Origin of the sequence: Peribacillus sp. YIM B13482, assembly GCF_042787975.1 — a bacterium.
Taxonomy (GTDB): Bacteria; Bacillota; Bacilli; order Bacillales; family DSM-1321; genus Peribacillus; species Peribacillus simplex_A.
This window is the reverse complement of the sequence record NZ_JBHZPF010000047.1, coordinates 37,492-43,598: the sequence shown is the minus strand read 5'-3', so window position 1 is coordinate 43,598 and position 6,107 is coordinate 37,492. Positions and strand designations below refer to the sequence as shown.

Genomic DNA, 6,107 nt, shown 5'->3' with positions numbered 1-6,107 from the left:
GGCACGCCGCCAGCGTTCGTCCTGAGCCAGGATCAAACTCTCCGAAGAAATGTTTGACTTGCTCATTTTGCTTTTTTTAATAGTGTGTGCTCACTTAAATTTTAACGTTGGCGCTTTGTTTTGTTCAGTTTTCAAAGAGCAATTTCGTTGTCGTTACTTCGTAAGCGACTTTTACATCTTATCATGTTATCAACCATGTTGTCAACATGTTTTTTTATTTTTTTTGTTTTAATGAAGCTGCGAAAGCTGATGTCCCGCAGCGACATGTATTAATATAACACCTATATTATTATTGGTCAACAATAAAAACACATTTTTTTAAAAGTTTTTTGACACTCGATAAAACCGATGATAAACCTCGTGTCCTTTGGTCTCCGATTTGATGACATCGATTACCTTCTTCTCTATCAAATATTCCAGTAAAACACCTAGATCGACTGAATAAAACTTAACTTCCGGATGCTCCATAAGCTCCGCAATCGTCCACGGATCTTCTTTCGTCCCCATTATTTCAACCAAATGCTGTGAACCAGCATTCGTCCTTGAATAAATAAGAAATTCACTCGCAAGGAATAGAAGCTCCAATCTTTTTTCGAGAGTTTCCTCACTGCTGATCAATTCCTTATACAACTTGTAGATTTCAGGCTCCATATGCTTCACTTGGTTCCATACCGTAACCTCTGGATAAAAGCCTTGTTCTATTATTTCCAAACGGGCCAAGTGATGCAGGGAATGAACGATATGGTTGTATGCCTCAAGATAATGGCCTTTTTCAAAGAAGCTTTTCCCATCCATGTACCTGCGAATTAACTTCGCGAACTCCATCCCCATCTTTAACTTCCTTCCATAGAAGGGGAACTCCCGAATTTCGGTTTTCAAACGGTCCAAATATTCATTCCGGTCAAAAAGGACCTTCCCGTTATAAATCCAGTCAACCACTTTGCGGTTCGTCCCTAATAGGAGCCATTCTTTTAACTGGTCTTCCTTAACGATATGCAAGGCCGCTTTTTTATCCTGGTAAGTGTAATGTTTTAAAAACACGGCCTCTTGTGCATCGTCTGCAATCACAAAAAGGATGTAGTCAAACGTATCGGTATTCGGGCTATTATCATCTCTTTTTTCAATTAACAAGATTCCAAGTGTAGATTTTAAACTTGCTCGCTCTTGATAAATCGGGCGAAGGATATCTTCCATCATAAATTCCTCCAAAACCTTTTTTTTATAACTTTCGACAAAACTCTTCATATTCCTGCTTAAGTCCATTACCCTAAACCATTTCAATTCAAAAGTAATATGTATCCTTTATTTCTTTTTTGTTCCATCCTTAGTTTATGTTATAGTTAAAGTTATATTTTAGGAGGGACAATCCATGGCTAAACATTCTAGCAAAATCAATAAAATACGTACATTTGCCTTGAGTTTGATTTTCATCGGCTTTATCGTAATGTATATTGGACTTTTCTTCAAAACACATCCTGTTATCATGACACTTTTCATGGGACTTGGCCTTTTATTCATAATCGCAAGCACCGGGGTTTATTTTTGGATTGGAATGCTTTCTACAAAAACGATCCAGGTTATCTGTCCTAACTGCGGCAAACCCACAAAAATATTAGGGCGTGTAGATATTTGCATGCATTGTGAAGAACCCTTGACCCTTGACAAAAAGTTGGAAGGCGAAGAATTCAACGAAAAATATAATCGCAAAAGCCTGCATGACTAGAAGAATTCCAGCTAGCTGAACTTCTTAACATAAAGACCTTTTGATTTCTTCATAACCATGAAAAAAAGTTCCAACCAAGTGGAGGAACTTTTTTTTAATGCGTTTCTTTTTCTGCACAATCCGTGCAGTCGCCGTAGATTTCCATCCGATGGTGACTAACATTGAAACCAGTGACTTGTGCTGCGAAATGCTCGACTTCATCCAATGCAGGATAATCGAAATCCACAATTTTCCCGCAGGTTTGGCAGATTACATGATAATGATTCGTCGTCACGAAATCAAACCTTGCAGAAGAATCACCATACGTAAGTTCTTTTACCAAACCTACCTCACGAAAAACACGCAGGTTGTTATAAACTGTCGCCACGCTCATATTCGGAAACTTGCCTTCCAGCGCTTTATATATATCATCAGCGGTAGGGTGGGACATGGAGCTAATCAAATACTCTAGTATCGCATGGCGTTGAGGAGTTATTCTTACACCGGTATCTTTTAGGGAATCCAACGCTTCTTTTAACTGAACTTCAGACACCGTCATCCACCCCTTTTTCTTATTAAGTATGAATTCTTAAATTATAATATTTATAAATAGTGTACCTTTTATACGTTGAATTTGTCAATAATTCAATGGTTTTACCATCTCTTTTTAGTTTATTCACAAAGCTTTGAATCTTTCACATTTTCGTATTGTGTTTAGTATCCCCTCGATAAGTCGATTACGTTGATGAAATCTTTTCCAGACTTCAGGTATTCACGCATATTTTTCTCGAATATCGCAAAGGTCCTTGGTAAATATTCTCCGCTTTTACTTGAAAGATGCGGCGTGACCGTAACATTCTCCATCCCCCAAAAAGGATGCCCTTTTTCTAAAGGTTCCGGATCAAATACATCCAAGATGGCATGAGCTAATTCGCCGGCTTCCAGGGCTTCTATCAACACTTCCTCGTCAATAAGATCGCCGCGGCCAATATTCACGAATACTGCAGATTCTTTCATTGCTTTAAAGTGTTCTTTTTGTAGAAGATCCTTCGTTTCATCCGTACTAGGCAAGACAGATATGATGTAATCAGCTCCAGGTATGGCTTCCAGTAAATTATCCAGGGTGTAAAGGCGATCAATGGACTCCACCGGCTTCCCGCTCCGGTTCACCCCCAGTGTCGTCATCCTAAAGGCTTTCCCGAGACGAGCCACTTCTCCTCCTATTGCACCGGCACCAAGGACGAGCATCGTTTTGCCATTCAATTCCCCTACTTCGATCTTTCTATCCCACATTTCTTCCCTTTCATTCTTCATAAGCAGCTTCAATTTCTTTTCATATTGCAAAAGCATCCCTATCGTATACTCGGCCATTGGAATTTTATGAATGCCTTTTGCGTTCGTAACCAAAATGCCGCGTTCCTCAATGGCTTTAAAAGGCATTAACTCCATTCCTGCACTCATGACCATAATCCATTTCAAGTTCGCCGCTTTCCCAATGATTTTTTCAGTTAAGTCCTCACCGTATGTAATTAAGATTTCCGCTTCACTAAGTCGCTCATCCATCCATCCTTCTTGATAAATGAAGTTCAATTCAGGAAAAGCATCCTTCATCTTCGTTTGGATTCCTTCATTAGGAATGATCGTTGAAAGTATTAACATGTTTGTCTCTCCCTTATAATTAACATAAAAAAACACGGGCTCTGTATGTCCCGCGCAACTTTCTCTGAGGAGGTATTCCCTTAATAAAGCATATTCAGGTGTCCCCTTTTTGAGTTGGACAAAAGCCTTACCCTTATTAAAAAAGGCTTTATTTTAATGAATTTGGGTTTAATGCATATAATTCCGGCAATATGAAAACGCCATCCCTTCTGATCGGCACATCGTCAAAGTAGATGTCACCACCGCCATATTCGGGACGCTGGATCAAGACCATATCCCAATGTATGGATGAACGGTTTCCATTATCAGCTTCTTCATAGGCAAGTCCAAGAGCCAAGTGCAGACTCCCGCTTATTTTCTCATCAAACAATATATCGTCCATAGGTTCCAATATGTATGGATTGATTCCAATTGCGAACTCCCCGATAAAACGGGACCCCTCATCAATATCCAGAATTCGGTTCATTTTAGAAGATTGATTGGAAATGGCTTTACTGATTTTCCCCTTTTTCAAGTTTAATTCTATGTCACTAAAAGTGATTCCTTCATAGGTTGTGGGTGTGTTGAAGGATATCCTTCCATTGACGCTCTCTTTTATAGGTGCAGTAAATACTTCCCCGTCCGGTAAATTCTTTTTTCCGGCACATATGATAGCCGGCATACCTTTAATGGAAAAGGTCAAATCTGTCCCTGGTGAAACGATCCTGACTTTGTCAGTCCGTTCCATCAATAGTTTTAACGGTTTTAATGCCGCCTCCATTTTCCCATAATCCATTGTGCATACGTTCAAAAGGAAGTCTTGATACCTGTCGAAAGTCATGCCGGCTTTTTGCGCTGATGTGTTGGTGGGATAATTAAGCAAGACCCAACGTCGGTTGTTCACATAAAAAAGAGTTGGAGAATTCATAGCCTCCCCTTGAAGACGGTGCCTTTCGAGGAGAACATCAGTCATTTCCACATCGTTTTCTTCACCGGTGATGATGATGACCGCATCGATATCCGTATATTTCTTCAGAGCCCATTGCGATGATGTGTCAAGTTGTTCCTTCACATTCCCTTGTAATAGATGCCGGCTTATCTCATCGTCTTCAAGTTCTACATATGGATAAGCACCCACTCTGTATGTTTCATCAATCAGCTCTTTCAATAATGGTTTCGTGTTGATATGGCCCCGAATAAGGATTCTCTCTTTTGGCTTTAATTGTATCGAATGATGAATCAGCCTGGCAGCAAGCTTCGTTATTCGCTCATCCTTCATTTGCCTGTCCCTTATTTTTTGAGGTCGCGAAGAGTTTCAAGAGCTTCTTCGACGTGGCCTTTTACTTTTACCTTACGCCATTCTTTGACTATCTTACCTGCCTTATCAATCAGGAATGTTGAACGTTCAATGCCCATATACTCCTTGCCGAAGTTCTTTTTCAATTGCCACACATCAAATGATTCAGCAGCTTCATGATTTTCGTCAGCTAGCAGCAGAAAAGGCAATCCATGTTTTTCGATGAATTTTTCATGTCGTGCCGCTGGGTCTGGACTGATACCAATGATGACAGCGTCCAATTCCTCAAATTGCTCATTGTGGTCCCGGAAATCACAGGCCTCCGTCGTGCATCCTGGCGTCATGTCTTTTGGATAAAAATATAAAACAATGTATTTCCCCGTAAAATCCGATAGGGAAACCATTTCACCATTGTTTGCTGGGAGTTGAAAATCAGGTGCTTTTTCTCCAATTTTAACAGTCATATTGAACCCTCCATTTCTTTCATTATGGTAAGAGTACCCAATAATCGAAAGAAATACAACTTTCATTTATTCCTTCTTTCCTGATCTAAATCAATCACCGTCCGAATTACAAACGCGGCCGGGAGCGTATAGCCGATGAATGCCTGGATTGTCGCAATCATCCTGCCTACGCCTATCGGGGCTATATCCCCATACCCTACAGAAAACATCGTCATCGCACTAAAATAAAAAGAAGTCTTCAGTTGCTCGTAAAAACTGCCGTCCAAACGATTGCCCATATCAAGAATCACTGAATGATTCTGAAGCTCGTATAATAAATAAATCAGTGCAAATCCAACTAATATCGTCGCATATAAATTGCCAAGCCACAGCATATCCTCCAGAGAAAACTTCTTTCCTCCCGACTCAACAAGAAATAAGGTACGAATGCTCATCACCATGCAAAAAATGATTCCTGCAATCAAGATGTAGAAAGTCATCCCCCACGCCCCATTTCAAAACGCCACTCCCTCTATACATACTCCCTGTCCAAACAATATATTCTTTCTTAGGGACAGACTTTATCCTTATCACTAACACATCCTAAACGCATTTGTCAGGAATTTGGGACCTTATCCCGAATCTTTTTCATGTTGACCCTTTTAGTCGGATATGTTAAGGTTGTCTAAATATTTATAATAATTTTTATTTTATAAATATTCACCACCTGCAATCAGTTTACCCAGCAGGTTTTGTGAAATTTCATATGTGGAAATAGGTTCCTAATTTTCATTAGGATTAAAAGGGAAGCCCGGTGTAATTCCGGCACGGTCCCGCCACTGTAATGGGAATGTTAGCGCCATCCAATATGCCACTGATCAACGGATCGGGAAGGCCCGTCGCTAATGATATTCCCTAAGTCAGGAGACCTGCCTATTTCGACAACACTGTTTTAACCTACGGGAGATAGGGAGGTGTTAGGGACCTTATAATTGTAAGGGGCATTCTGCATGCCTCTTTATTTTAA

Annotated in this window: 7 protein-coding genes and 1 riboswitch; of the genes, 1 reads left to right on the top strand and 6 read right to left on the bottom strand. The window is 40.2% G+C overall.

The window, feature by feature from the left end; all coding sequences use genetic code 11:
• Positions 1-318: 318 nt before the first annotated feature.
• Positions 319-1,194 (bottom strand): nucleotidyltransferase-like protein, encoded by an 876-nt coding sequence (locus tag ACFX4L_RS19380; RefSeq protein WP_061461755.1) that lies wholly within the window; start codon positions 1,192-1,194, stop codon positions 319-321.
• Between the two features lie 175 nt (positions 1,195-1,369).
• Between ACFX4L_RS19380 and ACFX4L_RS19375 the strand changes: the two genes are divergently transcribed.
• Complete coding sequence (locus ACFX4L_RS19375) at positions 1,370-1,723, top strand: YgzB family protein (protein ID WP_284471716.1); 354 nt, start codon at positions 1,370-1,372, stop codon at positions 1,721-1,723.
• A 94-nt stretch (positions 1,724-1,817) separates the two neighbouring features.
• On the opposite strand, the gene perR is transcribed toward ACFX4L_RS19375, so the two are convergent.
• The 5 genes from perR to ACFX4L_RS19350 form a co-directional block, all read right to left on the bottom strand.
• On the bottom strand, positions 1,818-2,261 hold the full coding sequence (perR, locus tag ACFX4L_RS19370) for a peroxide-responsive transcriptional repressor PerR (RefSeq protein WP_061461753.1): 444 nt from the start codon (positions 2,259-2,261) through the stop codon (positions 1,818-1,820).
• A 155-nt stretch (positions 2,262-2,416) separates the two neighbouring features.
• The gene (locus ACFX4L_RS19365; protein WP_377405929.1) at positions 2,417-3,361 is read right to left on the bottom strand and encodes a D-2-hydroxyacid dehydrogenase; all 945 of its coding nucleotides are present in this window, start codon (positions 3,359-3,361) and stop codon (positions 2,417-2,419) included.
• Positions 3,362-3,509: 148 nt separating this feature from the next.
• Positions 3,510-4,619, bottom strand: coding sequence for an aminopeptidase (locus tag ACFX4L_RS19360; RefSeq protein ID WP_377384807.1), 1,110 nt, complete (start codon positions 4,617-4,619; stop codon positions 3,510-3,512).
• An 11-nt stretch (positions 4,620-4,630) separates the two neighbouring features.
• Positions 4,631-5,101, bottom strand: a complete 471-nt coding sequence (gene bcp, locus ACFX4L_RS19355) for a thioredoxin-dependent thiol peroxidase (protein WP_377405927.1) — start codon at positions 5,099-5,101, stop codon at positions 4,631-4,633.
• 62 nt (positions 5,102-5,163) lie between these two features.
• On the bottom strand, positions 5,164-5,580 hold the full coding sequence (locus ACFX4L_RS19350; RefSeq protein ID WP_284471719.1) for a potassium channel family protein: 417 nt from the start codon (positions 5,578-5,580) through the stop codon (positions 5,164-5,166).
• Positions 5,581-5,839: 259 nt separating this feature from the next.
• Positions 5,840-6,031: riboswitch (cobalamin riboswitch) on the top strand.
• Positions 6,032-6,107 lie beyond the last annotated feature (76 nt).

What these genes read in the sequence shown, in the direction of transcription:
- ACFX4L_RS19380 (WP_061461755.1), bottom strand. Translation starts at nt 1,194, where the DNA reads ATGGAAGATATCCTTCGCCCGATTTATCAAGAGCGAGCAAGTTTAAAA.
- ACFX4L_RS19375 (WP_284471716.1), top strand. Translation starts at nt 1,370, where the DNA reads ATGGCTAAACATTCTAGCAAAATCAATAAAATACGTACATTTGCCTTG.
- perR (WP_061461753.1), bottom strand. Translation starts at nt 2,261, where the DNA reads ATGACGGTGTCTGAAGTTCAGTTAAAAGAAGCGTTGGATTCCCTAAAA.
- ACFX4L_RS19365 (WP_377405929.1), bottom strand. Translation starts at nt 3,361, where the DNA reads ATGTTAATACTTTCAACGATCATTCCTAATGAAGGAATCCAAACGAAG.
- ACFX4L_RS19360 (WP_377384807.1), bottom strand. Translation starts at nt 4,619, where the DNA reads ATGAAGGATGAGCGAATAACGAAGCTTGCTGCCAGGCTGATTCATCAT.
- bcp (WP_377405927.1), bottom strand. Translation starts at nt 5,101, where the DNA reads ATGACTGTTAAAATTGGAGAAAAAGCACCTGATTTTCAACTCCCAGCA.
- ACFX4L_RS19350 (WP_284471719.1), bottom strand. Translation starts at nt 5,580, where the DNA reads ATGACTTTCTACATCTTGATTGCAGGAATCATTTTTTGCATGGTGATG.